26 protein-coding genes are annotated in these 26,136 nt (G+C 68.7%); 10 read left to right on the top strand and 16 right to left on the bottom strand.

What is annotated here, in order from left to right; genetic code table 11:
• Together ACWDTS_RS26380 and ACWDTS_RS26375 are read right to left on the bottom strand one after the other, a co-directional pair.
• On the bottom strand, window positions 1-1,299 hold the full coding sequence (locus ACWDTS_RS26380) for an ABC transporter permease subunit (protein WP_450111247.1): 1,299 nt from the start codon (window positions 1,297-1,299) through the stop codon (window positions 1-3).
• A 228-nt stretch (window positions 1,300-1,527) separates the two neighbouring features.
• Window positions 1,528-1,857, bottom strand: coding sequence for a metal-sensitive transcriptional regulator (locus tag ACWDTS_RS26375; protein WP_450111248.1), 330 nt, complete (start codon window positions 1,855-1,857; stop codon window positions 1,528-1,530).
• Window positions 1,858-1,978: 121 nt separating this feature from the next.
• On the opposite strand from ACWDTS_RS26375, the gene polA reads away from it, so the two are divergent.
• Window positions 1,979-4,705 (top strand): DNA polymerase I, encoded by a 2,727-nt coding sequence (polA, locus tag ACWDTS_RS26370; protein WP_450119341.1) that lies wholly within the window; start codon window positions 1,979-1,981, stop codon window positions 4,703-4,705.
• Window positions 4,706-4,795: 90 nt separating this feature from the next.
• Here polA and ACWDTS_RS26365 read toward each other — a convergent pair whose 3' ends face one another.
• Window positions 4,796-5,059 (bottom strand): hypothetical protein, encoded by a 264-nt coding sequence (locus ACWDTS_RS26365; protein ID WP_450111250.1) that lies wholly within the window; start codon window positions 5,057-5,059, stop codon window positions 4,796-4,798.
• Between the two features lie 92 nt (window positions 5,060-5,151).
• On the opposite strand from ACWDTS_RS26365, the gene ACWDTS_RS26360 reads away from it, so the two are divergent.
• Complete coding sequence (locus tag ACWDTS_RS26360; protein ID WP_197253582.1) at window positions 5,152-5,790, top strand: superoxide dismutase family protein; 639 nt, start codon at window positions 5,152-5,154, stop codon at window positions 5,788-5,790.
• A 54-nt stretch (window positions 5,791-5,844) separates the two neighbouring features.
• Here the strand turns inward: ACWDTS_RS26360 and ACWDTS_RS26355 are convergent, their stop codons facing one another.
• The 3 genes from ACWDTS_RS26355 to ACWDTS_RS26345 are packed head-to-tail and all read right to left on the bottom strand — an operon-like array spanning window position 5,845 to window position 8,291.
• On the bottom strand, window positions 5,845-6,147 hold the full coding sequence (locus ACWDTS_RS26355; RefSeq protein WP_450111251.1) for a protease inhibitor I42 family protein: 303 nt from the start codon (window positions 6,145-6,147) through the stop codon (window positions 5,845-5,847).
• Between the two features lie 54 nt (window positions 6,148-6,201).
• The gene (locus ACWDTS_RS26350) at window positions 6,202-7,356 is read right to left on the bottom strand and encodes a hypothetical protein (RefSeq protein ID WP_450111252.1); all 1,155 of its coding nucleotides are present in this window, start codon (window positions 7,354-7,356) and stop codon (window positions 6,202-6,204) included.
• Complete coding sequence (locus ACWDTS_RS26345) at window positions 7,356-8,291, bottom strand: metal-dependent hydrolase (protein ID WP_450119340.1); 936 nt, start codon at window positions 8,289-8,291, stop codon at window positions 7,356-7,358. The genes ACWDTS_RS26350 and ACWDTS_RS26345 overlap by 1 nt, the downstream gene beginning before the upstream one ends.
• 252 nt (window positions 8,292-8,543) lie before the next feature.
• On the opposite strand from ACWDTS_RS26345, the gene ACWDTS_RS26340 reads away from it, so the two are divergent.
• The 3 genes from ACWDTS_RS26340 to ACWDTS_RS26330 all read left to right on the top strand — a co-directional run bounded on the left by ACWDTS_RS26340 (window position 8,544) and on the right by ACWDTS_RS26330 (window position 10,860).
• Window positions 8,544-9,161 carry a TetR/AcrR family transcriptional regulator gene (locus ACWDTS_RS26340; RefSeq protein ID WP_450119339.1) on the top strand — a complete coding sequence of 206 codons (618 nt, stop codon included), beginning with the start codon at window positions 8,544-8,546 and terminating at the stop codon, window positions 9,159-9,161.
• A 149-nt stretch (window positions 9,162-9,310) separates the two neighbouring features.
• Window positions 9,311-9,718: a YciI family protein gene (locus ACWDTS_RS26335; protein ID WP_197253590.1), complete on the top strand. Its 408-nt coding sequence runs from the start codon at window positions 9,311-9,313 to the stop codon at window positions 9,716-9,718.
• Window positions 9,715-10,860, top strand: coding sequence for an RNA polymerase sigma factor (locus ACWDTS_RS26330; RefSeq protein ID WP_248675984.1), 1,146 nt, complete (start codon window positions 9,715-9,717; stop codon window positions 10,858-10,860). The genes ACWDTS_RS26335 and ACWDTS_RS26330 overlap by 4 nt, the downstream gene beginning before the upstream one ends.
• 85 nt (window positions 10,861-10,945) lie before the next feature.
• Here ACWDTS_RS26330 and trxA read toward each other — a convergent pair whose 3' ends face one another.
• From trxA to ACWDTS_RS26315, 3 genes are all read right to left on the bottom strand, one after another.
• Entirely contained in the window at window positions 10,946-11,314 is a 369-nt protein-coding gene (gene trxA / locus ACWDTS_RS26325) for a thioredoxin (protein ID WP_197251239.1), read from the bottom strand.
• A 79-nt stretch (window positions 11,315-11,393) separates the two neighbouring features.
• Window positions 11,394-12,404 carry a GlxA family transcriptional regulator gene (locus ACWDTS_RS26320; RefSeq protein ID WP_248675983.1) on the bottom strand — a complete coding sequence of 337 codons (1,011 nt, stop codon included), beginning with the start codon at window positions 12,402-12,404 and terminating at the stop codon, window positions 11,394-11,396.
• Window positions 12,405-12,627: 223 nt separating this feature from the next.
• On the bottom strand, window positions 12,628-13,146 hold the full coding sequence (locus ACWDTS_RS26315) for a 2'-5' RNA ligase family protein (protein WP_197251240.1): 519 nt from the start codon (window positions 13,144-13,146) through the stop codon (window positions 12,628-12,630).
• Here ACWDTS_RS26315 and ACWDTS_RS26310 point away from each other — a divergent pair.
• The 4 genes from ACWDTS_RS26310 (at window position 13,145) to ACWDTS_RS26295 (ending at window position 17,031) form a co-directional block, all read left to right on the top strand.
• Window positions 13,145-14,275, top strand: a complete 1,131-nt coding sequence (locus ACWDTS_RS26310; protein ID WP_450119338.1) for an isocitrate/isopropylmalate dehydrogenase family protein — start codon at window positions 13,145-13,147, stop codon at window positions 14,273-14,275. The two genes, ACWDTS_RS26315 and ACWDTS_RS26310, sit on opposite strands and share 2 nt — an antisense overlap.
• Window positions 14,276-14,352: 77 nt before the next feature.
• Window positions 14,353-15,279 (top strand): ABC transporter substrate-binding protein, encoded by a 927-nt coding sequence (locus ACWDTS_RS26305; protein WP_450119337.1) that lies wholly within the window; start codon window positions 14,353-14,355, stop codon window positions 15,277-15,279.
• 13 nt (window positions 15,280-15,292) lie between these two features.
• The gene (locus ACWDTS_RS26300) at window positions 15,293-16,273 is read left to right on the top strand and encodes an amino acid ABC transporter permease (protein WP_197251242.1); all 981 of its coding nucleotides are present in this window, start codon (window positions 15,293-15,295) and stop codon (window positions 16,271-16,273) included.
• The gene (locus ACWDTS_RS26295) at window positions 16,270-17,031 is read left to right on the top strand and encodes an amino acid ABC transporter ATP-binding protein (protein WP_450119336.1); all 762 of its coding nucleotides are present in this window, start codon (window positions 16,270-16,272) and stop codon (window positions 17,029-17,031) included. Before ACWDTS_RS26300 ends, ACWDTS_RS26295 begins: the two co-directional genes overlap by 4 nt.
• 73 nt (window positions 17,032-17,104) lie before the next feature.
• On the opposite strand, the gene ACWDTS_RS26290 is transcribed toward ACWDTS_RS26295, so the two are convergent.
• From ACWDTS_RS26290 to ACWDTS_RS26270, 5 genes are all read right to left on the bottom strand, one after another.
• Window positions 17,105-17,272: a hypothetical protein gene (locus tag ACWDTS_RS26290; RefSeq protein WP_450119335.1), complete on the bottom strand. Its 168-nt coding sequence runs from the start codon at window positions 17,270-17,272 to the stop codon at window positions 17,105-17,107.
• Window positions 17,272-17,988 carry an oxygenase MpaB family protein gene (locus ACWDTS_RS26285; protein ID WP_450119334.1) on the bottom strand — a complete coding sequence of 239 codons (717 nt, stop codon included), beginning with the start codon at window positions 17,986-17,988 and terminating at the stop codon, window positions 17,272-17,274. The genes ACWDTS_RS26290 and ACWDTS_RS26285 overlap by 1 nt, the downstream gene beginning before the upstream one ends.
• Before the next feature lie 155 nt (window positions 17,989-18,143).
• Complete coding sequence (locus ACWDTS_RS26280; protein ID WP_450119333.1) at window positions 18,144-19,682, bottom strand: acyl-CoA synthetase; 1,539 nt, start codon at window positions 19,680-19,682, stop codon at window positions 18,144-18,146.
• Between the two features lie 2 nt (window positions 19,683-19,684).
• Complete coding sequence (locus ACWDTS_RS26275) at window positions 19,685-20,833, bottom strand: DUF5938 domain-containing protein (protein WP_450119332.1); 1,149 nt, start codon at window positions 20,831-20,833, stop codon at window positions 19,685-19,687.
• A gap of 11 nt (window positions 20,834-20,844) precedes the next feature.
• Complete coding sequence (locus ACWDTS_RS26270; RefSeq protein WP_450119331.1) at window positions 20,845-21,648, bottom strand: SDR family NAD(P)-dependent oxidoreductase; 804 nt, start codon at window positions 21,646-21,648, stop codon at window positions 20,845-20,847.
• A gap of 213 nt (window positions 21,649-21,861) precedes the next feature.
• On the opposite strand from ACWDTS_RS26270, the gene ACWDTS_RS26265 reads away from it, so the two are divergent.
• Entirely contained in the window at window positions 21,862-22,530 is a 669-nt protein-coding gene (locus tag ACWDTS_RS26265; RefSeq protein WP_450111261.1) for a TetR/AcrR family transcriptional regulator, read from the top strand.
• Window positions 22,531-22,548: 18 nt separating this feature from the next.
• Here the strand turns inward: ACWDTS_RS26265 and ACWDTS_RS26260 are convergent, their stop codons facing one another.
• Both ACWDTS_RS26260 and ACWDTS_RS26255 read right to left on the bottom strand, forming a co-directional pair.
• Window positions 22,549-25,500: an FAD-binding and (Fe-S)-binding domain-containing protein gene (locus tag ACWDTS_RS26260; RefSeq protein WP_450119345.1), complete on the bottom strand. Its 2,952-nt coding sequence runs from the start codon at window positions 25,498-25,500 to the stop codon at window positions 22,549-22,551.
• Window positions 25,501-25,562: 62 nt separating this feature from the next.
• Window positions 25,563-25,721, bottom strand: a complete 159-nt coding sequence (locus ACWDTS_RS26255; RefSeq protein ID WP_450111262.1) for a hypothetical protein — start codon at window positions 25,719-25,721, stop codon at window positions 25,563-25,565.
• Window positions 25,722-26,136: the final 415 nt, after the last annotated feature.

The following is a 26,136-nucleotide window of genomic DNA, read 5'->3' as shown; positions in this document are numbered from 1 at the left end:
TCACCCGATCCTTGCTCTGCTGCCGAGAATGCCCTGCGGTCGGATCACCAGGATCACGATGAGGATCAGCAGGCCACCGATGTATTTCAGGTCCGGGCTGATCACCAGGGTCGACAGCTGGACGACGAGACCGACGATCACGCACCCGACCAGCGCGCCGTAGGCCGTGCCGAGTCCGCCGAGGGTGATGCCGGCGAACATCAGCAACAGCAGCTTGAAGCCCATCTCCCACTGCACGCGGCCGCCGAGTTCGGAGAGCCCGTAGAGCACACCGCCGAGCGCGGCGAGGGCGCCGCCGAGTCCCCAAACGAATCGCACGACCCGTTCGACGTCGATGCCCGACGAGGCGGCCAGATCCCGGTTGTCCGCGACCGCGCGCATCGCCTTGCCGATCCGGGTTCGCTGCAACAGCAGCGCCACCCCGACGAGGACCACGAGGCTGATGACGATGCACGCGAGGTTGACCGGGGTGATCGCCAGGGGACCCCATTCGAGCTCCCGTTGCCCCTGGTAGTCGGCGAACGCCTGGGTGCGATCGGAGAAGAAGATCAGGATGAGGTAGCGCAGCGCGATCGCGAGACCGATCGACACGACGAGCTGGGCGATCAGGCCGGTGTGCCGTCGGCGCAGCGGCGCCCAGATCAGTCCGTTGTTGAGTAGGCCGATGACGATACCGACGAGCACCGCCAGGATCGTCGCCGGGATGAGCTGGATGCCGAAGCTGACGTTGAACACCCACGCGGCGACGGCGCCGAGCGTCACCAACTCGCCGTGGGCGAAGTTCGTCAGGCCGGTGGTCCCGAAGATCAGGCTCAGGCCGACGCCGGCGATCGCGATGATCAGGCCGAAACGCAGACCGTCGACGACGGTGCGCAGCAGCTTCTCTCCGCTGTCGACGCCGGTGCCCGACCGGGCCTCGCCGAAGGAGAAGATCACCACATTGGACCGCCCGGCGACCACAGCGCGTTCCACCGTGGACTGCACGCTGACCCCCTCCGGCAGGGTCTCGGTGTCCACCTCGAAGGTGTAGGTGCCCGGCGGCAGGGTCAGCTCCCAGCGGCCGCCCTCCCCGGAAGTGGTCTCCGCGACCGGGTTTCCGGAGGCGTCCAGTGCCCGCACCGTGACCCCGGGGAGTCGTTCGCCCGCGTTGTTGAGGCTGCCCCCGACGGGCACGCCGGAGGCCGGTTCGTCGGCCGGTGTCGTCGGGGTGGGTTCGGGCGGTGCTGTCGGTTCCTGCGCGACCGCGCTGCCGATGCCCGGGAGGACCGCGGCCAGGGTGAGCAGGAGCAACAACAGCATCCGGGCGAGCCGTCGTGGTGACGGCGGCGATCCTCGTCCGGGTCTGACGAATCGGGCCACTCGGGTCCTCCCGCGCGTGGGTGGTGGTCGAGCACGGCGCCGGGGTACCGGCGCCGTGGAACCGGACTCTAGCGGCTGTGATCGCCTCGCACGGGGCTCTGGGATTTCCGCGTCGTTTCGGTTGGGTTTCGTCGTGTGCCAATCGAATACGGGACGCGGTTGCGTGTGTCAGGAGCGAACGAGGCGGGCGATCGCGTCGGAGGCCTCCTTGATCTTGATTTCGCCTTCGTCGCCGCCCTGGCGGGCCGCGTCGAGGACGCAGTGCTTGAGGTGGTCGTCGAGCAGGCCCAGTGCCACGCCCTCGAGTGCCTTGGTCAGCGCGGAGATCTGAGTGAGGATGTCGATGCAGTACTGCTCCTCGTCGACCATCCTGTGGATGCCACGGACCTGGCCCTCGATCCGCTTGAGTCGGGCGAGGTACCGACTCTTGTCTCCCATGTACCCGTGGCCGGTGTGGCAGGTCTCGGTCTGCGTGGCCGGATCGTGTGCGTCGCTCATGTCCGTCATTCTATACCCCTAGGGGGTATTTCGGCAGGTGGTGGGGAGTTTTCGACGGTGATCCGGGCGCGCGACGCGATCGCCGCACAGGCTGTCGGGCCGGGTCCCTAGACTGGCTCCTGTGACTCGTGCATCCACCTCGCCTGCTCCCGCCGCCACGAAGGGCGACGACCGTCCCACCCTGCTCCTGCTGGACGGCCACTCCCTGGCCTTCCGCGCCTTCTACGCGCTGCCGGCGGAGAACTTCAAGACGCAGAGCGGCCTGACCACGAACGCGGTGTACGGCTTCACATCCATGCTCATCAACCTGCTGCGCGACGAACAGCCCACCCACGTGGCGGCCGCGTTCGACGTCAACCGGCAGACCTTCCGCGCCGAGATGTACCCCGAGTACAAGGCGCAGCGCAGTTCCGCCCCGGACGAGTTCAAGGGCCAGATCGAGATCACGAAGGACGTGCTCGACGCGCTCGGGATCTGTGTGATGGCCGAGGGGGGCTTCGAGGCCGACGACATCATCGCGACCCTGGCCACCCAGGCCACCGCCCTCGGCTACCGCGTGCTCGTGGTCACCGGCGACCGGGATTCGCTGCAGCTCGTCAACGACGACGTCACCGTGCTCTACCCGAAGCGGGGAGTGTCGGACCTGACCCGGTTCACGCCCGAGGCCGTCGAGGAGAAGTACGGACTGACCCCGCAGCAGTACCCCGACTTCGCGGCGCTGCGCGGCGACCCGAGCGACAACCTGCCCGGCATCCCCGGCGTGGGCGAGAAGACGGCCGCCAAGTGGATCCGCGAGTTCGGCGGCCTGACGAACCTGGTGGATCGCGTCGACGAGGTGCGCGGCAAGACCGGCGACGCCCTGCGCACCAACCTCAACAACGTGCTCATGAACCGGCGCCTGACCGAAATGGTGCGCGACGTGCCGCTGCCGTACACGCCGGAGCAGCTCGCGCTGTCGCCGTGGGACCGCGACCGCATCCACCGCCTGTTCGACGATCTCGAATTCAAGGTGCTGCGCGACCGGTTGTTCGCGACCCTCGCCTCCGCCGAACCCGAAGCCGAGGAGGGCTTCGAGGTGCGCGGCGGCGCGCTCGAGCCGGGCGCCCTCGCCGGCTGGCTCGCCGAGCACGCGGTCGCCGGGGTGCGGCACGGGCTGTCCGTCGTCGGTCTCGGGACCCCCTACGGCGGTGATGCGACGGCCCTCGCGATCGCCGCGGCCGACGGCGAGGGCGCCTACGTATCCACCGCGACCCTCACCCCCGAGGACGACGCCGCGCTCGCCGCCTGGCTCGCCGACCCCGACACCCCGAAGGCGCTGCACGAGGCCAAGTCGGCGATGCACGCGCTGCGCGGACGCGGCTGGACCCTTGCGGGCGTCACCAGCGACACGGCGCTCGCTGCCTACCTCGTGCGCCCCGGCCAGCGCAGTTTCAACCTCGACGACCTGTCGCTGCGCTACCTCAAGCGTGAACTGCGCGTCGAGGAGAGCGGCGAGCAGCAGCTGTCGCTGCTCGACGACGGGGATGCCGTGGAGGCCAAGGCCGCCGAGAACGCGATCCTGCGGGCCCGGGCCGTGGTCGACCTCGCCGAAGCACTGGACAGCGAACTGCAGGACATCGAGTCGACCGCGCTGCTCGCCGACATGGAGCTGCCCCTGCTCGCGGTGCTTGCCGACCTCGAGGCCGCGGGCATCGCCGTGAACGCCGAGCACCTGCACGATCTGCAGTCCGGGTTCGCCGCCGACGTCGCTGCCGCCGCGAACGCCGCGTACGAGGTGATCGGCAAGCAGATCAACCTCGGCTCGCCGAAGCAGCTGCAGGTGGTGTTGTTCGACGAGCTCGACATGCCGAAGACGAAGAAGACGAAGACCGGCTACACCACCGACGCCGACGCTCTGCAGAACCTGTTCGACAAGACCGGGCATCCGTTCCTCGAGCACCTGCTGGCGCACCGCGAGGCCACCAGGATGAAGACCACCGTCGACGGGCTCATCAAGTCGATCGCCGACGACGGCCGCATCCACACGACGTTCAATCAGACCGTCGCGGCGACCGGCCGGCTGTCGTCGACCGATCCGAACCTGCAGAACATCCCGGTCCGCACGGACGCCGGACGGCAGATCCGCGACGGCTTCGTCGTCGGTTCCGGCTACGACCTGCTGCTGACCGCGGACTACAGCCAGATCGAGATGCGGATCATGGCGCACCTGTCCGGCGACGAGGGGCTGATCGAGGCGTTCAACACCGGTGAGGACCTGCACAGCTTCGTCGGGTCCCGTGCGTTCGGGGTGCCGATCGAGGAGGTCACGCCGGAGCTGCGTCGCCGGGTCAAGGCGATGTCGTACGGCCTGGCCTACGGGCTCAGCGCGTACGGTCTCGCGCAGCAGCTCAAGATTTCGACCGACGAGGCGAAGGAGCAGATGGAGGCGTACTTCACCCGGTTCGGCGGGGTGCGCGACTACCTGTACAACGTCGTCGAGGAGGCGCGGAAGGTCGGGTACACATCGACGCTGTACGGTCGCCGCCGTTACCTGCCCGACCTGACCAGCGACAACCGTCAGCGCCGCGAGGTCGCCGAACGAGCCGCGCTCAACGCCCCGATCCAGGGCACGGCCGCCGACATCATCAAGGTGGCGATGATCGACGTGCACAAGGCGCTGCACGAGGCGGGGTTGCGCTCGCGGATGCTGCTGCAGGTCCACGACGAACTCGTGCTCGAGGTGACCGCGGACGAACGCGAGCAGGTCGAGGCGCTGGTGCGCGAGAAGATGGACTCGGCTATCACGCTGTCGGTTCCGCTCGAGGTGTCCGTCGGCTACGGACGCAGCTGGGACGCCGCCGCGCACTAGCGCGGATCATGTACCGAACGCCGTCGACCCGCCGTCACGGTCGGCGGCGTTCCTGCTGGATGGATACCTGTACGGGTCTGTGGCGTCGGATCATCGATCGCGAACGCCGACTCGGTAGCCCCACACCGCGATGCCCATTCCGGCGGCCGCCAGCAGGTCGGCTTCGGTGAGTCCGTGATGCGCCGTCACCGAGTAGAGCACCCGTCCTTCGAGGGGGCCGTTGAGCAGAATCCACAGCACCGATGTCACCGCCGCGGACAGGATCGACTGGAGGTGTGGACGCGCCAGGCACCACGTGGACGCAGCGACGAGCAAGAACAAGGCCGCGAGAGAGTAGAAGGTCGCGTGCTGCACCGCGCTCCCTCCGTTCGAACCACCGGGTCCGTCCACTGTACGGCGACGAGTGCCGGGGTTCCGAAAGGTCGGGGAGCGGGTATGCGCCCGGTATGAACACACGAACCACCACCGCTCTCGTGTCCGGTGCGTGCCTCGCAGTGTTGTTCGCCGCCGGATGCGGCAACGACGAGGGAACCACGGTCGAATCGGCCCCCGCGACCACCGAGCGCATGGACACCACGACCCTTCCGAACCCGGCCCCGGGTATGAGTGGGGACGCCTTCGGGCTGCCCGACGATCCGGAGGCCGATGCCTTCACCTACGACGAATCGGCGGTGCCCGTCGGTTCGCGAGTCGACGTCGAAACCGAGGAGGAGGACGGACGCACCACCGTCACCCTGTCCGCCACCGGCCTGGCACCCAACCGGGATTTCGGTGTCCACGTGCACACCCGGCCGTGCGGACCGCAGCCGTCGGATTCGGGCCCGCACTACCAGAACACCCCCGATCCGGCCGCGACACCCGAGTCGCCGTCGACCGATCCCGCCTACGCGAACCCGCAGAACGAGGTGTGGCTCGACATCACCACCGACGCCAACGGCGACGCGCAGGCCTCGAGCACCGTCGACTGGACGTTCCGCGACGACGGAGCCAACTCGGTCGTGATCCACGCACAGCACACCATGACGGCGCCGGGCGAAGCCGGTAACGCCGGTGATCGGCTGGCGTGCATCGACGAGGACTTCTGACCTTCGGTCGAGCCGACGTCACAAGTCCTCGTCATCAGCCGGGGATCCGGTGCCTCATGTGACGTTGACGAGCAGTTCGTACTCGTTCGCAGTTGCGTGCCGGCTCGGCCGCAGCCGCATCGAGACCGGCCACGTACCGGTCTTCTTGGCGCGGAGCGTCATGATCCGCTCGGCGCCGGCGCCGGGCAGCGGGTTGTTCGACGGCAGATACCGCAGATTGGTCCACACGAGACCGTCCCCGATGCGGTCGGTGAACCAGGTGGACCCCGACGACGACCGTTCCATCAGGTGCAATTCGACGATGTCGCCCGCGGCGACGGTCACGTCGCGAGCGTCCGAGGTGACGACATGTTTCATGAAGTCATTGTAGTTGCGAACGTGACCGCCATCACTGTGTTGTGAATCGGCACATCACACGGTGGATGCCGTCGACGAACGGTCCGCTCCGGCCGGAGCGCTGCCGCTGCGCGGACCCACGGTGAACGTGGCGGCCACGCACACGAATGCGACGACGAAGCACGCAATGGTGTACCAGAGGTTGCCGACCGGATCACCGTTCTCGGTGACGCCGTCGACCGCCCCGAAGAAGGCGGGCAGGGCGGTGACCCACAGTAGTGCCATCACCCCGAGGTACACGAGGCTGTAGACCTGCACGAACCGGTTGGTATGGCGTTCCACGGAGGCGTCGGCGGCGCGCAGATCCCGCCACCGCCGCCCGAGTGCGATGACCGCGACCACCGACACGACCACCAGTTCCGCCAGATATACCGCGCCGCGGACGGTATCGCTGCCGATGCCCAGCACGGTGGCCGGCAGCGGCAGCACGAACGTGCCGACCGATGCGAGCAGACCGATCACCACTGTGCGCCACGTCAGTTCCACCCCGGTGAAGTGCCGGCCCGCGTCGACGTGGCGGCCGACGAAGAACTGCACGCACAGGGCCAGCGACATCGGCCACAGCGCCGCGAACACCACGACGCTCGGGATGGGCACCGAGTCGAGGAACGGCTGGTTGATCGGATTCTCGAGCGACCACTCCCACCACCGCAGCTGCGGGCCGAGATGATCGAAGATCTCGTAGAACGCATGGTGCACGAAGCCGACGCAGGCGGCGCCGACCAGCACCCCGTAGCGGGTGAACACCCCGAGCATCCGGACGATCTCGAAGGCGAGCGTCGCCATCAGCGGATAGATCGCGACGATGTACAGCGGCAACCGGCCCCACATGAAGTCCACCGTGAACACGTTGTGCGCGAACATCGTGTCGACGTGTTCCTCGATGCCGAACGCGGCCGGGAAGTACAGCGGCGGTTCGATGAAGAACAGGTAGGCGGTCGCGCCGAACCACAGCACCAGATTCGTCGGATCACCCTGGCGCCGCAGCCGCAGGATGGCGAACACCAGCGCGAGGACGGCACCAACGACGATCGTGACCTCGAGGACCGGCAGCGTCCAGTTCTCCAGTGCGGTGGGGCTGCGGAACTCGACGAGCCCGCCGGCCTCCTCGCACGAGAAGCCGAGCCGGACGGCGAGATCCTCGAAGGTGGGGGAGCAGAGGTCCGACATCAGTTGGCCCCCTGGGCCTTTGCGTCTGCGGTGTACCACTGGGTGACGTCGTAGCCGGCGTCGAAGCGGTCGAACCACACGCCGGCCAGCGCCGGCAGCTTCTCGTGCGCGGGATTGTGCTTGGGCATCTGGCTGCGCACCACCCCCGCGAGCGCGGTGAGCTGCTCACCGAGCGGCAGGTGATCGAACGCGCGGGTCATCGGCCCGTTGTATTCGGCGGTCAGGGTCGGGATCAGCCGGCGCAGGGCCTGCTTGCGGCGGTACCGCGCGAACATCGCCATCGCGTCGATCTGCCGCTCCTCGAGTGGAACGTGCTTGTTGAACCCCTCGCTCGCGATCTCGATGACCTTCAGCACGTGCCGGAACACCGAGGGCGCCACGCGCATCCGGTACAGATCGCTGCCGACGATCGCGTCGAAGATGATCAGCGCGGAACTGCGGTGTTCGACCTCCTCGACGAAGTGCCAGATGAACAGCGATGCGACGCGGTCGTCACCGGGGGCGAACAGGGTCGCGTCGTTGTCGAGCATCAGCTTGAACACCGGGGTGAAGGTGGCCTCGAGGTCGGCGGTGTAGGCCAGTCGGTAGTTGAGCGACGTCTCGGCGGTGAGCTTGTCGAACGCGCCGATGACGTCGTCGAGGGTCTCCTGCAGCCCCGGGTACCGCTCGATCAGGGCCTTGACGTGCTGGCGGTGCGCGGTCGAGTGCTGGCCCTCCTGGCGCATGAACGCGTCCGCCTCGGAGGCGATCTCGGAGTCGGTGATCAGCGGTTTCGCCTCGGTGATCATCTGCACGATCATCTTCTCGAAGCCGACCGCGAGGAACGAGACCGCGTTGGCCATGCTCGAGAACGCCGGGTTCTCCGCGTTCCACAGGAACGGCACGTCGTGGTCCTCGAACCCGAAACGCATCTTGCGGACTTGAAGGTCGGTCACTTGCGATACCTCGTCTTTCGAGAAGCGGAGTCGTTCGGAAGTGGTGCTGGGGTGCGGGCTCGTGCGGACACGACGAGACGCGGTGATCCAGATCATACATTTGATCGAGAGTTTGTATGATCTGTTTCGCGGGTTTCGTGAACCGGATCCGGGGGCGGTCCGTGCTACCTTCGACACTCCGTCCGCGGGGTCCGGCGCACGCTTTCCCGGAGTACGCCGATCCCCGGACTCGCTCGACCGAGGAAGCAGTCAGTGGCAGGTAGGCGTGGGTGGGGTGGAAGTCCCCCGGCTAGCGACGAGGAAGCATCCGAACGGATCGTCGCCGCCGCCGTCGACCTGATCGGACGCACCGGAGCAGCCATCAGCATCGCCGACGTCGCCGAAGCGCTCGGCGTCATCCGCCAGACCGTATACCGCTATTTCCCCAGCGCCGACGCGCTCATGCAGGCCGCCGCGATCGCCTCGGTCGCCGGATTCCTCGACCGGCTCACCGAACAGGTCCGGGGGATCGAGGACCCGGCCGAAGCGATGACCGAAGGCGTGGTCTACACCCTCGCGGAGGTCCGGCGCACACCGCATCTGGGCATTCTGCTGTCCAGTTCGTACTCGAACGCCGTCCCGGACCGCATGACCTCCGACGAGGCGCAGCTGTTCGGGATGACGATGATCCGGCGCTTCGACGTCGACTGGGAGAGCTACGGATACGACGACGCGTCGCTGCACGAGCTCGTCGAGTACCTGCTGCGCACGATGCAGTCGTTCTTCGTCTCACCCGGGCACCCGCCGCGCAGCGACGACGAGATGCGCCGCTACCTGCGCCGCTGGGTCGGGTCCGCGATCCTGGCCCAGCCCCGTCCCACCGAATCCTGACCGCGGACCGCGTCGCCCGACGGGCCGGTCGAATCCGTCTCGATGTCCGGCGGAACCCGGCACGCTGGTCGGTGTCGAGAACGCGACCCCGGCTCCGTCTCAGGGGTAGGAACGGCCGACACGGGCCGTGTGACCGAGGAGGGCCAACCATGAAGTACCTGCTGCTCAAGCACTACCGAGGCGGACCGGACCCCGTCGGCGACGCGGTGCCGATGGACCGGTGGACGCCGGAGGAGGTCGACGCGCACATCCGGTACATGCGTGACTTCGCGGCACGGCTGGAGGAATCCGGAGAGTTCGTCGACGCACAGGCCCTGGCGCCCGAGGGCACCTTCGTGCGATACGACGGCGAGGGACGTTCGCCCGTGACGGACGGTCCGTTCGCCGAGACGAAGGACCTGATCGCCGGGTGGATGATCATCGACGTCGACTCCCGCGAACGCGCGTACGAGCTGGCCGCGGAACTCTCGGCCGCGCCCGGCCGCGGCGGCGAACCGCTCCACGAATGGCTCGAAGTGCGGCCGTTCCTCACCGAGCAACCCACGGCGACCGAGTGAACGAGGCCCTGCTGCGGGAACTGGTGCCCGCGGTGATCGGCATCCTCGTCTGGCGCGGCGCGGACTTCGCGTCGGCCGAGGACGCCGTGCAGGAAGCGCTGATCCGGGCGCTGGAAACGTGGCCCGACGACCCGCCGCGCGACCCGAAGGGCTGGCTCGTCGCCGTCGCGTGGCGCAAGTTCCTCGACGCGGCCCGCGCCGAATCGTCGCGGCGGGGCAGGGAGGTGGCCGTGGACGCCGAGCCGGCCCCCGGCCCCATCCCCGCCGCCGACGACACGCTGCACCTGTACTTCCTGTGCGCGCATCCCACCCTGCCGCCCGCGTCGGCGGTCGCGCTGACGTTGCGCGCGGTCGGGGGACTGACGACCCGGCAGATCGCCGCGGCCTGTCTCGTTCCCGAGGCGACGATGGCGCAACGGATCAGCCGGGCCAAGCGGAAGCTCGCGGGACTACCGCTGGACCGCCCGGGCGATCTCGCGACCGTGCTGCGGGTGCTCTACCTGGTCTTCAACGAGGGCTACGGCGGCGACGTCGACCTGGCGGCCGAAGCGATCCGGCTGACCCGCCAACTCGCCGCTCTCACCGACGAACCCGAGGTTGCGGGGCTGCTCGCGCTGATGCTGCTGCACCACGCGCGTCGCGCGTCGCGCACCGGTCCGGGTGGTCGCCTGGTGCCGCTCGCCGAACAGGATCGCTCGCTGTGGGACACCGCGATGATCGCCGAGGGCGTGACGATCCTGCAGCGCGCGCTGGCCCGCGACCGTCTCGGCGAATACCAGGCGCAGGCCGCGATCGCCGCCCTGCACGCGGATGCCCGCAGCGCCGCCGAGACGGACTGGGTGCAGATCGTCGAGTGGTACGACGAGCTGCTGCGCCTCACCGGCAGCCCCGTCGTGCGGCTCAACCGGGCCGTCGCGGTGGGGGAGGCGGACGGACCGCAGGCGGGGCTGGCCGCGCTGGCCGAGGTCGATCCCGGCCTTCCGCGGTACACCGCGGCGGCCGCGTACCTGCACGAACGCGCCGGTGACCTGGCCGTCGCCGCCGAGCTGTATGCCGAGGCCGCGCGGGTCGCGCCCAGTGTGCCGGAGCGCGATCACCTCACCCGCGAGGCCGCGCGGGTGCGGCAACTGCTGCGCCCGTAACCGGAAGCGAAAGACCCGCCGACTAAAAAGACAGCCGCGCGCGTGAGGACGCGCGCGGCTGCCTTTCGTCTGGGCGAACTTGCTGTCAGGCCTCGGGGGTCTGCGCCTTGATCTGCCGGCGCACCTCGTCCATGTCGAGGGCCTTGACCTGGGTCACCAGCTCCTCGAGCATGGCCGGAGGCAGGGCCCCGGCCTGGCTGAAGACGCGCACACCGTCGCGGAACGCCATGATCGTCGGGATCGAGCGGATGTCCCACTGCGCGGCGATCATCTGCTCGGCCTCGGTGTCGACCTTCGCGTGCACGACGTCGGGGTGCTTCTCGGACGATGCCTCGAACGTCGGCGCGAACTGCCGGCACGGACCGCACCATGAGGCCCAGAAGTCGACGAGGACGACGCCGTCGCCGCCGACGATCTCGTCGAAGTTCTGCTGCGTGAGGGACTGGGTAGCCACGGTGTTCCTTTCGATCGGATGCTCCGGCCGCTTCAACACCCGGGCACGCTCGATTCTTCCCGATGCCGTCCGGCGCCGTTCAGGAGACCGGCACCGGTTCCGTCCGGAACGTGCGCCGGTAGGCCTGCGGGGTGGTGTGCCGTGCCCGCAGGAAATGCTGCCGCAGCACCGCGGCGGTGCCGAATCCGACGCGGTCGGCGATCACGTCGACCGGCAGGTCGGTGTTCTCGAGCAGTTGCTGGGCGGCGTGCACCCGCTGGTCGCGCAGCCACCGCGCCGGGGTGGTGCCGGTCTCGGCGGTGAACCGGCGGGCGAACGTGCGCGCCGACATGTGGGCCTTCTCCGCGAGGACCGCGACCGGCAACTCCCGGTCCAGATTCTCGGTCATCCAATCGAGAAGCGGGGCAAGGGTTTCGGACTTGCATTCGGGCAACGGCATCGCGACGTACTGGGCCTGCCCGCCGTCGCGGTGCGGCGGCACCACCATGCGCCGCGCGATCGTGTTCGCGACGTGGGCGCCCTGTTCGCTGCGGACGATGTGCAGGCACAGGTCGATCCCGGCGGCGGTACCGGCGCTGGTGAGCACCGCGCCGTCGTCGACGTAGAGCACGTCGGGATCGACCTTCGCCGCCGGATACATCTCGGCCAGCCGCGCGGCGTGCTTCCAGTGCGTGGTGCAGGGCCGTCCGTCGAGCAGACCGGCGGCGGCCAGGGTGAAGGCGCCGGTGCACATGCTGGCCACGCGTGCGCCGCGCTCGACCGCGGCCCGCAACTTCTCGAACAGCGGTTCCAGGTCGCAGGTGTCGTCGTCGGGGCCGCACACGTAGCTCTGGTCCTGCGGCGTCGCCACGCCGGTGCCGCCGGCGGGCACGATGATCAGGTCCGCGGAGTCGAGGAGGTCCAGGTCGTACGGGACGTCGATGGTGTAGCCGAACCGCGTGGTGACCGGCAGCGGTGTGCCCCGGATCAGCGTGAAATCGTAGGTGGGCAGGCCGTCGTCCGACCGGTCGAATCCGAACACCTCGCACGCGACGCCGAGTTCGAACGCCTCGATACGGGGGAGCAGCGGCACCACCACGGTCTTCAACATGTCTGCCAGTGTGCCACCGGATTGGCAGAAAAACGAGCAAAACTGTCATATCTGCCACTGTCGGTGAAAGGCGGTGCGGCGCACGCTGGATCGCATGACCGCCCTGTTAGTCTTCGCCCTCGTCCTCGTCGTCCTGACGGCGCTGTCCCTGGCCGATCTGACTCCCGATACCCACAGGGAGACAACCCAATTCGGCGACTACCGGTTCTGAGCCATGGCACGGTCACACCACGCGCCACTCGCGCTTCGCCTGACCGTCCCACCGCCGGATCCCCGCCGATGTCCCGTCCAGTTCGTTTCTCGCCGCATGCGTCGCGACGATCGCCGCGCCGATCCGGCCGGCAGGCACCCGCCGCGCCAGCGTCACGTGCGGCGTCCACTCGCCGGGCCGGATGTGCGGCGGGATCCCCGGGCACTGCTCGAGCAGCGCGAACACCTCGCGGTGCAGGGTGAGCAGTTCGACCGTCGGCACCACCAGCCGCGCCAGCGTCGCGTGCCGGTCACCGAAGACCACGATCCCGCCGAGCCGCAACTCGATCGGCGACCCGTCGATCCGTTCCCGCATCTGCCCCTCGATCCCGGGCGGGATCGACGCCGCGACCGCGAGCGTGATGTGCGGCCGGTTGGTCTCGGTGCGCACGCGCGCGGCACTGCTGATCCCGGCGCCGAGCAGCCGATCCCACTCGGCCCGCACCGCATCGTCGAGCCGATCGTCGAGCAGCAGTTCCACGGACTGCACCATGGTGCGCAATCATTACGCGGTGACCGACTCCACCGCAACGACCGACCCGTTCACCTCCTCCGGCCACCGCATCGGCCTGCTCGTCGGTGACGGCATCGGCCACGAGATCGTGCCCGCCACCCAGCGGGTTGTCGACGCTGCGGTCGCCGCGGCCGGTGGACCGGCGATCGACTGGGTGCCGCTGCCCATCGGCGCGGACGCGATCGCCACCCACGGCACCCCGCTCCCGCAGTCCACGCTCGACGCGCTCGCCGATCTCGACGCGTGGATCCTCGGCCCGCACGACAACGCGTCCTATCCCGAACCGTTCCGCAGCGAACTCACCCCCGGCGGCCGCATCCGCAAACAGTTCGACCTGTACGCGAACATCCGGCCTGCGAAGGCGCTGCCCGGTGTGCGCGCGGTCGTACCGAACATGGACCTGGTCATCGTGCGCGAGAACACCGAGGGCCTGTACGCCGATCGGAACATGGCGGTCGGCTCGGGCGAGTTCATGCCGACCCCCGACGTCGCGCTGGCCGTCGGGGTGTTCACCCGCGCCGCGTGCGAACGGATCGCGCACATCGCGTTCGGGCTCGCCGCGCGCCGCCGCCGGCGCGTGACGATCGTGCACAAGGCGAACGTGCTCTCCATGACCACCGGGCTGTTCCGCGACGTGTGCCGCGACGTCGGCGCGCAGTATCCCGGCATCGCGGTCGACGACGAGCACGTCGACGCCATGGCCGCGCACCTGGTGCGGCACGGCGGCGACTACGACGTCGTCGTCACCGAGAACATGTTCGGTGACATCCTCTCCGACCTCGCCGGGGAACTCGCCGGCTCGCTCGGCACCGCCGGGTCGATCAACGCGTCCGCGACGAAGGCGATGGCGCAGGCCGCGCACGGCGCCGCCCCCGACATCGCGGGCCGCAACCGCGCCAACCCGACGGCACTGCTCCTATCGGCGGCGATGCTGCTCGATCGCATCGCCACCACCGGTGACCTCCCGTATCTGCAGCGCGCGGCGCACCGCATCGAGCACGCCGTCGAGGAGACCATCGCCTCCGGTGTCGCGACCGCCGATCTGGGCGGGCAGGCCTCGACCGCGGAGTTCACCGAGATCGTGCTCGCCCGCACCCGCCTGCGGTGAGGGTCACACCGGCGGCGAGGTGCATGTCGGGGCGCGCATTCCGGGACACCCGGCCACCGTCCGGTTACTGTTCGATTGTGGACGAACCCGCCGGATCGGAACCTGCCGCCCGCCGACGTCGGCGACGTGCCCCGGCGTGGATTCTCGCGCTCGCGCTGGTGCTCGCGGTCGCGACCGGATGCGTGAGCAACACCGAAGCGACGGTGCCGCCCGGTGACCCGATCCGCGCCGAGAAGGTCGACGAGATCGCGGCACAGCTGCCCGAGTCGATCGCGGCCGCAGGGCAGATCAAGGTCGGATCGAACCCGCCGTACGCCCCCAACGAGTTCAAGGACGACGACGGCAACATCGTCGGGTACGCGGTGGAACTGCTCAACGCGATCGGCGACGTCCTCGGCGTCACGATGAACATCAGCGAGTCGGACTTCGACCGGATCATCCCGGCGGTGCAGTCCGGCACGTTCGACATGGGGTCGTCGTCGTTCACCGACACCAAGGAACGCGAGAAGTCCGTCGACTTCGTCACCTACTTCAGCGCCGGCGTGCAGTGGGCGCAGCGCGTCGGCGACGACGTGGACCCGAACAACGCGTGCGGCCTGCGCGTCGCGGTGCAGACCACCACCACCGAGGACATCGACGAGATACCGGCCAAGAGCGAGGCGTGCGTCGCCGCGGGCAAACCCCCCATCGACAAGGTCAAGTACGACAGCCAGGACGAGGCCACCAACGCGCTCATCCTCGGCCGCGTCGACGCACTGTCCGCGGACTCGCCCGTCACCGCGTACGCGATCGAACGCAGCGAGGGCCGGCTCGAACCGGCCGGGGAAGTGTTCGACGCCGCCCCGTACGGGTTCGTCGTCGCCAAGGACTCCCCGCTGGGGCCGGTCCTGCAGCAGGCCGTGCAGGAACTGATCGACTCCGGTGTGTACGCGCAGATCGCGGAGCGGTGGGGCATGGAAGACGGAATGATCGACACCGCGCAGATCAACGCTGCGCCGAGCTGACGGAAGGGGTCCGATGAGCGAGCAGGCGAGCTCCGTGAGCGGCCCGCAGGCCGGGACCGAACCGGCGCCGATCGAGGCGGTGCCGCTGCGCCGGCCCGGACGGTGGATCGCAGGTGTCGTCGTCGCCGTACTCGTGGCGCTGTTCCTGTGGGGCGCGGCCACCAACGAGGCGTACCGCTGGGACATCTACGCGCAGTATCTGTTCGATCGGCGGATCACCGCGGCGGCGTGGAAGACGATTCAGCTCACCGTGCTCGCGATGATCCTCGCGGTTCTGCTCGGGATCGTGCTCGCCGTCATGCGACTGTCCCCGAACCCGGTGCTGCGGACCGTCTCCTGGGTGTACCTGTGGATCTTCCGCGGCACCCCGGTGTACGTGCAGTTGGTGTTCTGGGGCCTGTTCCCGGCCATCTACAAGCAGCTCGACCTGGGCATCCCGTTCGTGCACCAGTTCGTGCACATCGACCTGCAGGGCATCAATGCCGCGTTCCTGTTCGCGGTCATCGGCCTCGGCCTGAACGAGGCCGCCTACATGGCCGAGATCATCCGCGCCGGAATCGGTTCCGTCCCGGAAGGCCAGACCGAGGCGTCGACCGCCCTGGGCATGTCGTGGTCCCAGACCATGCGCCGCACGATCCTGCCGCAGGCGATGCGGGTGATCATCCCGCCCACCGGCAACGAGCTCATCAGCATGCTCAAGACCACCTCGCTGGTCGCGGCCGTGCCGTACACGCTGGAGCTCTACGGCCGGGCGCGCGACATCTCGGGCGCCAACTTCCAGCCCATCCCGCTGCTGCTGGTCGCCGCCACCTGGTACCTCGCGATCACCAGCGTGCTCATGGTCGGCCAGTACTTCCTCGAACGGCACTACTCGAAGGGCCTGAGCCGCCGACTCACCGCCCGCCAGCTGCAGGCCCTCGCCGACGCGCAGGGCAAACCGTTGCCGCCCGGTCACGGGGGCGGCGGCATCGCACCCGGAGGTGACGCACAGTGACGCCCATGGTCCAGGCCGATCGGGTCTGCAAGAACTTCGGCGCGGTCCAGGTGCTCAAGGGCATCTCGCTCCAGGTCGAGCGCGGGAACGTGACGTGTCTGATCGGTCCGTCGGGTTCCGGGAAATCCACGTTCCTGCGGTGCATCAACCACCTCGAGCGGGTCGACGCCGGACGCCTGTACGTCGACGGCACCCTGGTCGGCTACGCCGAACGCGGCGGCAAACTGCACGAGCTGCACCCGCGGGAGGCGGCCAAGCAGCGCCGCGACATCGGCATGGTGTTCCAGCACTTCAACCTGTTCCCGCACCGGACCGCACTGGCCAACGTCGTCGAGGCACCGGTCCTGGTGAAGAAGAAGCGCCGCAGCGAAGCCACCGAACGGGCCCGCGAACTGCTCGACCGTGTCGGTCTCGCCGACAAGGCCGACGCCTATCCGGCGCAGCTGTCCGGCGGTCAGCAGCAGCGGGTGGCGATCGCACGGGCGCTGGCGATGGACCCGAAACTGATGCTGTTCGACGAACCGACCTCCGCGCTGGACCCCGAACTGGTGGGGGAGGTGCTGTCGGTGATGAAGGACCTCGCCGCCGGTGGCATGACCATGATCGTGGTCACCCACGAGATGGGATTCGCGCGGGAGGTCGCCGACCAGCTGGTGTTCATGGACCGCGGGGTCGTCGTCGAAGCCGGGGATCCACGTGCGCTGCTGGCCAACCCGCAGCACGAGCGCACCAAGACGTTCCTGTCGAATCTGTTGTAACCCGGGCCGTACACGGTTCGAGCTCGACGAAGGCCCCACCCCCGGGGGCCTTCATGCTGTGCGGCTGCGGAGCTCAGGCCTTGCGCGCACGCACCTTGCGGTACGGCGTCTCGTCGATGCGGGTGGTGATCTCGGCGACCATTTTGTCGTACGACTCGTTCTTGCGGGCGATGCCGATCAGGCGCTTGGTGGTGCGCGCGGCGGCGCGCAGGTTCATCGGGCGACCCTCGATGCCGTACATCAGGCGTCGATGCCGTACATCAGGCGCGCCCACTCCGGCAGGATCGACAGCATGCCGTCCTGCACGACGACGAACGTGAACACCTTCACCGGGTTGCCCCGCAGGCTCGGCTTGCGGAGGGCGTGCGTCACCTCGGCGGCCGCGAGGGACAGTGACAGCCAGTGGCGCTGCTCGTCGACGTAGGCCTCGAGGTCGGCGCGGGTCGTGGGCAGGCGCGCAGGGTCTGCGCCGACGAGTTCCGCGGCGATGTGCTGCTCGACGACGAACGCGTCCTGTTCGGCCGGGGTCAGGTCGAGGCCGAAGGCCTCCGCACCGCGCAGCAGCGCGAACGCGAGGGCGTTGTGGGTCCAGTCGATCCACGCGGGCTCGTCGGCGCGCAGCGTGGTGCCGGTGTGCGGGTCGTCCCAGACCGCGTGCGCGTGCATGCGTCGCACCGACGCGGCGGCGGCATCCGCGTGGGCCTTGTCGCCGAACATGACCGTGTCGAGATAGCGGCCGGTGCGTTCGTCTCGGCCCTTCGGATCGGCGTACGCGGCCGACGCGTGCTCGAACAGCCGCATCATGCCGGGGTTGAGCGCCTGCAGCAGGAGGCCCGCCATGCCGGCGACGCGGGAAGACGGGTCGGCGTAGACCTTCCACGAGACGGAACCGGGGCCGAAGTAGCCGTCGTCTTCTCGGGGGGCGTTCTGGGAGGGGCGGGGGGTGGTTGTGGTCACGGGTGGGTGGCTCCTTCTCAGCACCGGGGGCACGTGCATGTGTGATCCATGCGAATGCTATGGCCCTGTGCCGCATCACACCCGCCGCGACGCGCGCGCCACGCCGCTCACGTCTGCCGGATGCTCGAAGTGCCTGTGCGCCACGCCGCGGGCGATCAGCCGAACGCGGCCTTGATGTCGGTCTTGAGGACCTTGCCGACCTTCGAACGCGGCAGATCCGGCCACACCTCGATCTGCTTGGGGGCCTTCACCGATCCGATGCGTTCCTTGACGAACGCGGTGAGCTCGGCCGGATCGATGCTGCGCCCGGGCTGGGGCTGGACGACCGCGACGACACGTTCGCCCCACTTGTCGTCCGGCAGGCCGATGACCGCGCAGTCCTGGACCGCGTCGTGCGCGAGGATCGCCTGCTCGACCTCCGTGGAGTACACGTTGAACCCGCCGGTGATGATCATGTCCTTCGCGCGGTCCACGATGAACAGCAGCCCCGACTCGTCGAGATAGCCGATGTCGCCGGTGTGGTGCCACCCGAACCGGCTCGCTTCGTCGGTGGCCTCGGGATTCTTGTAGTAGCCGGACATCACGAGCGACGAGCGGATGACGATCTCCCCGCGTTCCCCGGTCGGGAGCAACGTCCCGTCCTTGTCCATGACCGCGACGGTCACGAGGGGAGTCGGCCGTCCGGCTGAGCTGAGGACCTCGGTGGCGATCGACCCGTCGGGTCGGCGGTGTTCGTCCGGCGGCAGCACCGAGATCATCATCGGCGCCTCGGTCTGCCCGAACAACTGTGCCATCGGCCCGATCCGGTCCAGGGCCTCGGCGAGCCGGGTCGGGCTCATCGGGGCCGCGCCGTACCAGAAGCACATCAGGCTCGACAGGTCCGTGACGTCCAGGTCCGGATGCGCGAGGACCATGTAGATCAGGGTCGGCGGCAGAAACGTGTGTGTGACCCGGTGCTGGGGAATCAGCCGCAGGAACTGCCCGACGTCGGGGGTGCGCATGATGACGATCTCGCCGCCGGACGCGAGCACCGGGAAACACAGCACGCCGGCGGCGTGGGTGAGCGGCGCGAGCGCGAGATAGACCGGACGGTCCCCGCGGGTCGGGAACGGGTAACTCATGAGCGTGAGCGCCGTCATCGTCTCGAGATTGGTGCCGGTCAGCTGCACTCCCTTGGGGCGCCCGGTCGTGCCTCCGGTGCCGACGATCATCGCGAGGTCGTCCGGCGGCGCGGCGTCCTGGACGGCGCCCTCGAGCGCGTCGGCGCGGAACGATTCCCAGCTCAGCGCGTCTGGACCGGGGTCGCCGTCGAGTTGCACCCAGGTGTGGATCGCCGGCAGATCCGGGCGGATGCGGTCCACGAGGTCGCGATACGCCGACGCGTACAGCAGCACCTCGCAGTCGAAGCGGTCTAGGATCTCCCGGTTCTCGGCGGCCTCGTTGCGCGGGTTGATCGGGCACCACACCGCGCCGGCTCGGCTGATGCCGAACACGCACGCGAACGCGAGCGGATCGTTGCCGGACAGCACGGCGACCTTGCTGCCGCTGCGCACACCGTGCGTCACCAGCGCGCAGGCCACGTCGTTCGCGAGGGTTTGCACCGTCGCGTACGTCCACGTGTCGCCGTCGGTCGTGAAGCACGGCCTGTCGGGTCCGAGGGAGGCGCCCTTGTCGAGGTAGTCGACGATCCGCATCGTCAATCCTGAACGGTCAGAACCGGTTTCGAGACCAGGCCGAAACTCCGTAGGATTCCGAGCAGTTCGTGATGGCCGAATGCCTGGCACCCGCTGGCAAATCCGACCCGCTTCGGAGGCTGCTGGAGCAGCCAATGGGCCGCGAACGCCTGAAGGAGGCCGGTCTGCTGGTAGTTGCTGTTGCCGTGGATCACGCAGTGTGCTCGTCCCAGCGGTCCCGAGGCGTGCACCGAGTCGAGTGACTTGTTGACGCGGGGATTCTCGCGCGGCGGCATGACGTTCATGACCTGCCGGGCCGTGGCGGTCAGCGCGGCGTCCCGGTCCTCGGGCGTCATGTCCTTGGTCGCCTCGAGCGCCTGCGCGACGATCTGCGGAACCCCGTGCATCAGAGCCGCATTGAACACCCCGCCCTGCGCCTTGACGTTCGCGACGCGCGGGTCGCGACGGAACCACACCGGGTGCGACGTGCCGCCCCACGGCAGCGACTGCGCGAGTTCGTGCTGACCGGGCACGACGAGGGGGACGAGTCCCTGTCCGGGATCGAACGGGACGTACTCGTTCTGCTCGAGGTAGTGCGCGCTGGACGTCGCGGCGTTGACCAGGATCGTGCGGGTCGACGCGATGGTCGGGCTTCCACCCCAGAACACGGCGATGTCGAGGGTGTCGAGACCCGGTGTCTCCAGACACAATTGGGCCGCGATCTCACCTGTGGTGTACATCTGCGCGATCCCGGGGGCGAGGAGCAGGCCGGCGTCGGCGAACTTCGCGCCGTACTGTTCGTCGCACGTGATGAGCCAGTCCTGCTCGCCCGTGGTGTCGGTGTAGTGCGTGCCCGCCGCCAGACAGGCCTGCACCACCTCGGGGCCGAGATCGGAGAACGGCCCGACCGTGTTGAGGACGACGTCGGCATCCTCGAACAGCGAGGTCAACGCCTCGACGGAGTGCTCGACCTGCACCACCTCGAAATCGGCGGTCTCGATGCCGGGCACGTGCGTGCGCATCGACTCGTCGACCTTCGCCTTGTCGCGGCCGGCCGCGACGAACGGAATGCGGAACTGGCGCAGGAACTCGCATACGAGACGGCCGGTGTATCCGGAGGCGCCGTAGACGACGACGCGGCGTGCGGTGTGCGCCGGGTTCGGTGTGCTCATGGGCCCTCTCCTCACATTCCCATGCCGCCGTCGACCGGGAGGCCGACACCGTTGACGAATCGTGCTGCGTCCGAGGCGAGGAACACCACGGCGTCCGCGATGTCCTCGACGGTGCCCAGACGCCCGGACGGCGTCAGGTCCACGACGGCCGCGACCGCCTCCTCGGGTGAACCGAAGAGCCCTAGGGTGGCCATGTCGTTCGCGAGTCCGGCACCCATCGCGGTGGGGACGAGGCCGGGGTAGACGCAGTTGACGCGGACGCCGTAGCCGAGTTTGCCGCTCTCCATCGCGGCGACGCGGGTCAGCCGGTCGACGGCGGACTTGGTGGCCGAGTAGACCGCGATGCCCGGGAACGCGATCGTCGCGGCGACCGATGCGATGTTGACGATGCAGCCGCCGTTGCCCGCGGCGCCGCCGGGCCGCATCGCCCGCAGTCCGTGCTTGAGGCCGAGGGTGGTGCCGAGGATGTTGATGTCGAGCATGCGGCGGACGGCGTCGACGTCGACGTCGGTGACCAGGCTCGTGATCTCGATGCCGGCGTTGTTCACCAGCACGTCGAGGCCCCCGGCGAGCTGCACGGTCTCCGAGATCGCTCGCTCCCAGTCGCTTTCCTGGGTCACGTCGAGCCGGACGAATCCGTGCTTGCGGCCACCGTCGGAGGGCAGGGCTGCGGCGACGTCCGCGCCGCTCTCCTGGATGTCGGCGACGACGACGCTCGCACCGGCCGCCGCGAGCGCCTTGGCCATTCCTTCGCCGAGGCCCTGGGCCCCGCCGGTGACGAGTGCACGGCGTCCGGTCAGGTCGAACACGCTCATGGAGATCTCCTGTGTGGTCTGCGGGTCGTACGGACGGAGCAGGGGGAGATGGGCCGGTGCGTGGACCGGCTCGCTGCGACTGGCAGCCGATGAATGTGGCGTACATCACATCGTGGCCGAATGCTTGACGACTGTCAAGAACAATTCGGACGAGTGGCCCGAGAATTCTTGTCGACTGTCAAGTTCATTGGCTGTCAACTAGACTGGCGAGCAATGAACCCCCTGGCGACGCCTGCCGGTCGGTCGATTCGCAGTCGGCAGGACAAGTACGACGAACGCCGTGTGCAGCTGGCCGAATCGGCCCTGGCGACACTCGGCGAACTCGGCTACGCCCGCACCTCCCTACGGGAGATCGCGCAGAATTCGCCGTTCTCGCACGGCGTCGTCCACTACTACTTCAAGGACAAGACCGACCTGATCCTGCACTGCGTCCGCTACTACAAGGCGCGATGCATGACCCGATACGACGAGGTCGTCGCCACCGCGCGGACCGCGGAGGAACTGCGCCGCGGTTTCGCCGACAAGCTCGCCGAGACCCTGCGCACCGAGGCGCCGATGCACCGGCTCTGGTACGACCTGCGCAACCAGTCGATGTTCGATCCGGCGCTGCGCGAGGACGTCGCGGCGATCGACGGGGGACTGTGCGACATGATCGATCGGGTCCTGACCCGCTACGCCGAATTATCCGGTGCCGCACTGCGATACGACCGAAATACCGCCTACGCAATGCTCGACGGGGTATTCTTCGCTGCGCTGCTCGAGCACGTCGTCGAGCGCGACGCGCTCGCTGCCGGAGAGGGTGACGCCGAGGTTTCGGCGACGTCGGCGTCGGATCGGCTGGGGGGCAAGGTGTTCGGACTCATGCCCGATCTTGTCGCCTGACCCCTGGGTGCAGGGGATTCACTCCGCCGGTCGTTCGCCTGCCTCCTCGGATACGTTCGGAGACAGAGAGATTCGCGGACCGGGATCGAGTAGCTCCGCGAGATGCCGGCCCGGGGCGGACGCATCGATCTGGGCGACCTGCATCGCGCACGAGAAGCCGTCGGTGACCACCCCGGTGTTGTCGCCGGCCGCACGCAGAGCAGGCGCGAGGGAATGCTCGGCAACCTTCATGCTGATGTCGTGATGCTGCTTCTCGAACCCGAAATTGCCCGCCACGCCGCAGCATCCGGTTGCGTCGCGGACGTCGTCGACACCCGCTGCGGTCAGGACCCGGCGGTGGCTTCCGGCCCCGAACACGGAGTACTCGTGGCAGTGTGTCTGCAGCACCATCTCGTTCGGCAACGGGTGCGCCGGTTCGGGTGTCCAGCCGTTGTGAACCAGCGTGTCCATGTACGAAGCGAAGCTGCGGACCCGCGCGGCGACGCGGCGCGCAGCGTCGGTGGGCACCAGCTCGGGCAGGTCCTTGCGCAGGGCGGCCGCGCAACTCGGCTCGACGACGACGATCGGCCGGTCGGTGCCGTCGTCGAGCTTCCGGGCGGCGTCGCCGAGTTTCTTCTTCGCGGTGTCGAGCTGACCGGTGGAGATCCAGGTCAGTCCGCAGCATGCGTCCGCGGAGCAGCTCACCTGCTGGTCCGCCGAGGCGAGCACGCGGGCTGCGGCGCCCGCGACCTCCGGGCGTAGCCCGCGGGTGAAGGTGTCGAGAAAAAGCACCACGGGCGTCGAGCCGGGCCGGCCTCGTAGCGCGTCACCCACGGCCTTCTTCCAGGCCCGGCGGGAGGCGAAGGGCGGAAGCGCTCGGTCGGGGGACACCCCACCGAGCGCGGCGGCCGACTTCGCGAGAGGAGTGCGCAATATCGTGTTGACCAGCGGTGCTGCCAAACCGGTGAGCTCGAGCCAGCGCGGTAGCCAGCCCAGAGAGTAGTGCGACAGGGGTCGCCGCTTGCCGTCGTAGTAGTGCGAGAAGAACTCGGACTTGTACGTGGCCATGTCGACACCGGCCGGGCAGTCACTCGAGCAGGCCTTGCACGCCAGACACAGATCGAGCGCCTCCCGCACCTCCTCGGACTTCCACCCTTCCTCGACCGTGCGGGCGCCGCGCACCATCTCTTGCAGCACCCGGGCCCGGCCGCGGGTCGAGTCCTTCTCGTCCTGGGTGGCGCGGTAGCTCGGACACATGACGCCACCGGCGTCGGACCGGCATCGGCCGACTCCGATGCAGCCTTGGACAGCGTGCACCCACGGGTCGGGCATGTGCTGCGGCCGGGCACTGTCGGGGCGGACGGCCTCGATCGGGTGCAGGTCGAAGTGGGTGCGCCAGGTGCGCTCGGGAACGCCCGCCAACGCGAGATTGGAATCGATCCGATCCGGTTCGGTCAGCGATCCCGGGTTCAGGAGCCCTTCCGGGTCCCAGATCGATCGAAAATCGCTGAACGCCTTGATCATCCGCGGCGAGTACATCAGCGGTAGCAGCTCCGATCGGGCACGGCCGTCGCCGTGTTCTCCGGACAGCGACCCACCGTGCCGGACCACCAGGCGTGCGGCCTCGTGGGTGAACGCGCGGAAGACTTCCCTGCCTTCTTCGGTGCGCAGGTCGTAGGTGATGCGGATGTGCATGCAGCCTGCACCGAAGTGCCCGTACATCACTCCTTGCAGACCGTGTTTGTCGAGCAATGCCCGGAAGTCTTGGAGGTAGTCGGCGAGGTTCTCCGGTGCGACGGCGGAGTCTTCCCAGCCGGGCCAGGATTCGCCGCCGGACGCGAGGCGGGAGGACAGCCCGGCGCCGTCCTCACGCACCCGCCACAGTGATGCACGTTCGGTGGTGTCGGGCACCGTGCGGCCGTCGACGAGGCGGCCGTTTCGACGAAGCTCGCCGAGCAACGCGTCGGCTGCAGCGGCCACGGCGTCCGGGTCGTCACCGTCCAGATCGACGTAGAGCCAGGCGTTCCCCGCAGGAAGGCCGAGGACGGAGTTCTCGCCCCGGCGGAACCGCATGGTCTCGACGATCGCCGCGTCGACGCCCTCGATGGCGGCGGGGGAGTATTCGAGGATGGTTTCGATGTCACGGGCCGCGTCGACGACGTCGTTGTAGCCGAGGCAGACCAGCAGCGCACTGGACGGGCGGGGGACGAGCTTGACTCGGGCACCGACGATCACGGCGCAGGTTCCCTCGGATCCGACGAGAGCACGGGCGACGTCGAACCGCTTCTCCGGCAACAGGTTGGCCAGGTGATAGCCCGAGACCTGTCGCGGGATTCTCCCGAGTTCGGTGCGGAATTCGAGCAGGTGTTGCGAGGCCAGTGCGGTGAGCTCGGCATTGAGCTGTTCCGCGCGAGCCGCAGCGTCTGCATCGTCGGGCTCGGTGGCGCGCAGGCCGCGCTCGGCGGCGGTGAGCCGGAATCCGTCGGCGGTGACGATGTCGATCTCGTGGACGTGATCGGACATGCGTCCGTAGCGCACGGAGTGGTTGCCACAGGCGTCGTTGCCCAGCGCCCCACCGACCGTGGCCCGGTTCTTCGAGGAGGGATCGGGCGCGAAGGTCATGCGACCCGAGGACGCCTTCTCGGTTGCCTGCGTGAGGGTCGCGAGCACGACACCCGGTTCGACGTCGGCGACGCCGGAAGTCTCGTCGATGTCGAGGATGCGGTTCATGTGCCGGGAGAAGTCGAGGACGACACCGGGACCGACGGCGTTACCGGCCATCGACGTCCCGCCCCCTCGGCTGACGAGGGGAATCCCGGTGTCGCCGCAGACGGCCACTACCACCGCGACGTCATCCGCGGATCGGGGAAAGACCACGGCCAACGGCTGCACCCGGTAGTTGGAGGCGTCGTAGGAGTACTCGGCCAGTCGGCGCGCGGAGGTATCGATCGGCACGCCGCGCGAGTGGAGCCGGTCGGCGAGGAGCCGAATCCGGGCGTTCTCCTCGGCGGAGAGGGAACTCTGGTTCGGGCCTGTGGTGGAGTGATCGTCGGTCACGGTGTGCTCGATCGGGCGTGGACGGAGACTGCGCCGGTTACGGCTGCGACCGCGAACTCGACGCGTCGGAGTCCCGACTCGATCCCGTGGCCATGGCCGGTGATGGTGACGACGACGGGTGTCGCCTGCTCGAGTGCCGAGCTCAGGGAGGCCATGGTTTCTCTTCTCTCGTGGTTGTCGCGACGGTGACGGTCGCGGCTGGGCGCAGGGACAGATCCTTCCGGGTGGCGGTGTCGAGGACGTGGCGGTGTCGAGGACTCTGTGCCAGCCGTGGATCATACGTGCCTCGAGGCGTGCGTTCACTTCGTCGGCGAGGCCCTGGTGCGCGGTCCCAGAAGGGCCCTGGTGTGGATTGACGACAACGGCTACGTCGCCGGTCGTTTGTCCGACATGATCATCCGCAGGGGCAGCAACATTTCCCCCCCGAGGTCGAAATACGGGGGGGGGGGGGTGTGCCGGCATCCGGTGCAGCGTTCGGTGAACGCGACTCGATTCCGCGTGCCGACGCGAGCGCGGGGTGTCGAGTCGTGCGTGGTTTCGGTAGCGGCTGCTGCCGAAACCGGAAGAGGG

The sequence above is a fragment of the Rhodococcus sp. NPDC003383 genome, from assembly GCF_053589115.1.
The sequence above is the reverse complement of the archived record's forward strand: the minus strand, read 5'-3'. Positions and strand labels throughout refer to the sequence as shown.

Coding starts and splice junctions, on each gene's coding strand:
- ACWDTS_RS26265 (WP_450111261.1), top strand. CDS start 21,862: ATGAACCCCCTGGCGACGCCTGCCGGTCGGTCGATTCGCAGTCGGCAG.
- ACWDTS_RS26315 (WP_197251240.1), bottom strand. CDS start 13,146: ATGGTGCAGTCCGTGGAACTGCTGCTCGACGATCGGCTCGACGATGCG.
- ACWDTS_RS26275 (WP_450119332.1), bottom strand. CDS start 20,833: ATGAGCACACCGAACCCGGCGCACACCGCACGCCGCGTCGTCGTCTAC.
- ACWDTS_RS26375 (WP_450111248.1), bottom strand. CDS start 1,857: ATGAGCGACGCACACGATCCGGCCACGCAGACCGAGACCTGCCACACC.
- ACWDTS_RS26300 (WP_197251242.1), top strand. CDS start 15,293: ATGAGCGAGCAGGCGAGCTCCGTGAGCGGCCCGCAGGCCGGGACCGAA.
- ACWDTS_RS26360 (WP_197253582.1), top strand. CDS start 5,152: ATGAACACACGAACCACCACCGCTCTCGTGTCCGGTGCGTGCCTCGCA.
- ACWDTS_RS26290 (WP_450119335.1), bottom strand. CDS start 17,272: ATGTACGGCATCGAGGGTCGCCCGATGAACCTGCGCGCCGCCGCGCGC.
- ACWDTS_RS26335 (WP_197253590.1), top strand. CDS start 9,311: ATGAAGTACCTGCTGCTCAAGCACTACCGAGGCGGACCGGACCCCGTC.
- ACWDTS_RS26350 (WP_450111252.1), bottom strand. CDS start 7,356: ATGTCGGACCTCTGCTCCCCCACCTTCGAGGATCTCGCCGTCCGGCTC.
- ACWDTS_RS26355 (WP_450111251.1), bottom strand. CDS start 6,147: ATGAAACATGTCGTCACCTCGGACGCTCGCGACGTGACCGTCGCCGCG.
- ACWDTS_RS26320 (WP_248675983.1), bottom strand. CDS start 12,404: ATGTTGAAGACCGTGGTGGTGCCGCTGCTCCCCCGTATCGAGGCGTTC.
- ACWDTS_RS26270 (WP_450119331.1), bottom strand. CDS start 21,648: ATGAGCGTGTTCGACCTGACCGGACGCCGTGCACTCGTCACCGGCGGG.
- ACWDTS_RS26280 (WP_450119333.1), bottom strand. CDS start 19,682: ATGCGGATCGTCGACTACCTCGACAAGGGCGCCTCCCTCGGACCCGAC.
- ACWDTS_RS26310 (WP_450119338.1), top strand. CDS start 13,145: ATGGTGCGCAATCATTACGCGGTGACCGACTCCACCGCAACGACCGAC.
- ACWDTS_RS26255 (WP_450111262.1), bottom strand. CDS start 25,721: ATGGCCTCCCTGAGCTCGGCACTCGAGCAGGCGACACCCGTCGTCGTC.
- ACWDTS_RS26380 (WP_450111247.1), bottom strand. CDS start 1,299: ATGCTGTTGTTGCTCCTGCTCACCCTGGCCGCGGTCCTCCCGGGCATC.